A 3,564-nucleotide genomic window follows, 5' to 3' on the forward strand; every position below is an offset into this window, starting at 1 on the left:
GGTGCGCGGCGAAGGACACGTCGACACCGTGGTGCTGGACGACGGCACCGAGCTGCCGGCCGACGTGGTGGTCGTCGGGATCGGCTCGAAGCCCGCGACGGAGTGGCTCGCGGGCACCGGCATCGAGGTCGACAACGGCGTGATCTGCGACGAGGCCGGACGCACCAGCGTGCCGAACGTGTGGGCGTTGGGCGACGTGGCGTCCTGGCGGGACTTGATGGGACACCAAGCGCGCGTTGAACATTGGAGCAACGTCGCTGACCAGGCGCGCGTCGTCGTCCCCGCGATGCTGGGGCAGGACGTGCCGGATATCGTTGTCGTTCCGTACTTTTGGAGCGACCAATACGACGTCAAGATCCAGTGCCTTGGGGAGCCGGAGGCCACCGACACCGTCCATGTCGTCGAGGACGACGGCCGCAAGTTCCTCGCGTACTACGAGCGCGACGGAGTGCTGGTCGGTGTGGTCGGCGGCGGGATGCCCGGCAAGGTCATGAAGGCACGCGGCAAGATTGCGGCCGGCGCGCCCATTGCCGATGTGCTCGGCTAGGCCGTCAGCTAGGCCGTAGCCCCCGCGTAGGCGGCGCTCGGGATTTCGATGTTGCGGATCACCGTGCCGAGTTGATCGGCCACGCCGGGTGCGGCGGCGACGGTCGACGCGGACCGGTGGGTGTGGGGATTGCCCTGTGCGTCGAAGAGTTGGGCGCCGGCCTCGCGGGCGATCAGCGTTCCCGCGGCGGTGTCCCACGGCTTGTTGGACATCATCACGCAGGCGTCCAGTGCGCCTTCGGCGACGAAGGCGAGGTCCAGGGTCGCCGCCCCGATCATCCGGATCCGCTCGACGCGGGGCACCAGCTCGCCGGTGAGCGCGAGTCGCTGCAGGTTCTGCGAGGCGGCCTCGTGGCCGACGGCATAGTCGCCGAGCGACACGATGGACCCGCTGAGGCTGTCGGTATCGCTGGCCGTGATCCGTTGTCCATTGAGGAATGCACCGGTGTGTTTGACGGCGTGGTAGGTCCTGCCCAGCAGGGGGGCGTTGGTGACGGCGACGACGGTTTCGCCACCGCACAGCAGTGCCAGCGATACGGCACACAGCGGCAGTCCGTGTACGAAATTGGACGTGCCGTCGATGGGATCGAGAACCCAGAGCCATTCGGCCGCGTTGATGTCGGGCTGATTCTCGAACTCTTCGGCCAGCAGGGCGATATCGGGCGTGCACCGGGCCAGGTAGGCGTCGATGTCCCGCTGAATTCCGAGGTCGATGTCGGTGACCAGATCGCGGTCACCTTTGTGCTGTACGGAGCCCGGTTGCGACTTCTTGAGAGTAGTGGCGCCGATTTGCGTTGCTTGCCAGGCTATTTCGAAAAGCTCTTGAATGGTCTTCATAAGGCAGGATTGCCTCGCTTCCAGTGGTATTCGAACACTCAGGTAACGGCGGAAGAGTCGGTCAGGTTTGTGTTGCTGCGGTCCGAGCCTAAAGGGTGCCGAATTGCGTGCTGTATCTACCCCACAACGGTGGTGTTAAGCCTCGACCACCATGCCGAGGTGCCACGCGCGACTTGGGCTGTACCACAACCTGATTCGATGGTGACCGACGTCACGAAAGCTCGTCGCTTCAGTGCGCACCCCGCGGGAAGGATGAGCGGCGTGGTCGAGGTCACAACATTGCCAGTTTTAGCGCTGCCAAAAGCATTGTGCTGGAAATACGTAACGGCATCGAGTAAGAATTTTTGCTTTTCCGACATCGATCGCGCGGCTTGTGCGTTCGCCGAGAAGCTCCGCTACTGTCTTCAACGACCGACGCCGTGAGCCGCAAGCCATGGGAATGGATTTTCGTATTCGATTGCGGCATTTGTGCAATGGGGCACCCACGGTCCGGCTTAACGGTTGCCGGTGACGCGGTCTTCATCGAAAAATTCAGTACGCAATTTGCAGGTAGGTGAGAGAACTAGTGACAGTGATTGATGAGCTCCCCAGCTCGCCGAGCGCGATTCCGACCGTCGCACTCAACGACGAGGCGAAGATGCCCGTGCTTGGCCTGGGGGTGGCCAAGTTGTCCGATGAGGAGACGGAAAGCTCGGTACTCGCGGCGCTGGAAGCGGGCTGCCGCCTCATCGACACCGCCGCCTCGTACGGAAACGAAATCGCCGTCGGCCGTGCGATAGCCGCCTCCGGCGTTGCGCGCGAAGAGCTCTTCGTCGCCACCAAGCTGGGCACCTCGAAGCAGGGCTTCCACACAGCCCAGGAATCTTGCAAGCAGAGCCTGGACAGGCTCGGGCTGGATTACCTGGACCTCTACCTGATCCACTGGCCGGCGCCGAAGCTCGGCAAGTACGTGGAGAGCTTCGAGGGCATGATGACGGCCCGCGAGCAGGGTCATGTCCGCTCGATCGGTGTCTGCAACTTCACCGAAGAACTTCTCGCGACGGTCATCGACGAGACCGAAGAGGTGCCCGCCGTGAACCAGGTCGAGCTGCACCCCCGCCTGAATCAGGCCGAGCTGCGGCAGGCCCACCTCGAGCACGACGTCCAGACACAGTCCTACAGTCCGCTCGGGGTCGGCAGGATGCTCGAGGACCCAACCGTCACGTCGATCGCCGCCGAGTACAACCGCTCGCCCGCCCAGGTGCTGGTCCGCTGGAACCTGCAGCTGGACAACGTCGTCGTGTCGCGGTCGTCAAGGCCCGAACGCGTCGCCCAGAACCTGGACGTTTTCGACTTCACCCTGGCGCCGGAGCACATGGTCGCCATCGAGGCTCTGCATGACGGCACCCGGGTGCTACACGACCCGATGACGTTCATGGGAACGTAGTAGTCGAGGATCGCGGCACAGCCGAAATGCCGGACATAGCACGGTATTTCGGCTGTGTTTTGCTATAGCCAGTTCACGGGCGGGCCGTGCGGATGACACTCGCCGAGGACCCGCTTCTCGCCGCCCGGCCAGCGACGGGCTCGTATAAGGAACTTGATCGGCGAGCCAGGCCCGTCGCGCGCCGGCTCCATCGTGAGGTGGGCGAACGGTGATCGGGTGCTTGCGCGTTCGCCCAGCGCGTCCACGTGTGCACCGACCGCATCCCGTTGTTCGGCGGACAGGTACTGCCACGTGATCGAGTGCCACAACACCGTCAGGGCGTCGTCCGCCAGTGTCAGACCGGCGACCGCGTCGGCCGCCGTCCTGCGCTCCAGTCTTGCCGGGACGGCGCGGGCGACCTCGATGGCGCCGCGCAGCCGCTGCAGCCGCGCCTGCTGGTCGGGCCAGACGTAGCTCACCACCGCCATCTCGCCGTCGGTGCCGGTGACGTCGATGGGCGCGATGTCGTATCCATGCCGCTCGACGATGCGCATCCCGCCGTCGGGCGGCAGCACGCCCTGCCACGCATCGTCGATGGTCACCGGCGAGTCGGCCGGTCCCCACTGGAAATCGGCGAAGCGATAGCGGTAGTGGTCCGCCCGCAGGTTCAGGCCGGCGCTCGTCCCGATCTCGAAAAGCCTTACCGGCAACTTGAATTCATTGATGCGCAGCAGTCCGCCGATCAGCGCGGCGGATCGGCCGACCTCGTTGGTCTG

General features: G+C 64.7%; 5 protein-coding genes. 3 read left to right on the forward strand and 2 right to left on the reverse strand.

Features of this window, described 5'->3' with window-relative positions:
• A partial coding sequence (locus tag JOZ00_RS25625) for an FAD-dependent oxidoreductase (protein ID WP_293350001.1) occupies positions 1-547 on the forward strand: 547 nt, incomplete at its 5' end.
• 8 nt (positions 548-555) lie between these two features.
• Here JOZ00_RS25625 and JOZ00_RS25630 read toward each other — a convergent pair.
• Positions 556-1,383, reverse strand: coding sequence for an inositol monophosphatase family protein (locus tag JOZ00_RS25630; RefSeq protein WP_293350004.1), 828 nt, complete (start codon positions 1,381-1,383; stop codon positions 556-558).
• A gap of 198 nt (positions 1,384-1,581) precedes the next feature.
• On the opposite strand from JOZ00_RS25630, the gene JOZ00_RS25635 reads away from it, so the two are divergent.
• Positions 1,582-1,806, forward strand: a complete 225-nt coding sequence (locus JOZ00_RS25635; RefSeq protein ID WP_293350007.1) for a hypothetical protein — start codon at positions 1,582-1,584, stop codon at positions 1,804-1,806.
• A gap of 142 nt (positions 1,807-1,948) precedes the next feature.
• Positions 1,949-2,809 (forward strand): aldo/keto reductase, encoded by an 861-nt coding sequence (locus tag JOZ00_RS25640; protein WP_293314901.1) that lies wholly within the window; start codon positions 1,949-1,951, stop codon positions 2,807-2,809.
• 62 nt (positions 2,810-2,871) lie between these two features.
• Here the strand turns inward: JOZ00_RS25640 and JOZ00_RS25645 are convergent.
• A partial coding sequence (locus tag JOZ00_RS25645; RefSeq protein WP_293350010.1) for a DUF2332 family protein occupies positions 2,872-3,564 on the reverse strand: 693 nt, incomplete at its 5' end.

It is taken from the genome of Mycobacterium sp. (assembly GCF_019243155.1).
Taxonomy (GTDB): domain Bacteria; phylum Actinomycetota; class Actinomycetes; order Mycobacteriales; family Mycobacteriaceae; genus Mycobacterium.

Coding starts and splice junctions, on each gene's coding strand:
- JOZ00_RS25635 (WP_293350007.1), top strand. CDS start 1,582: ATGGTGACCGACGTCACGAAAGCTCGTCGCTTCAGTGCGCACCCCGCG.
- JOZ00_RS25630 (WP_293350004.1), bottom strand. CDS start 1,383: ATGAAGACCATTCAAGAGCTTTTCGAAATAGCCTGGCAAGCAACGCAA.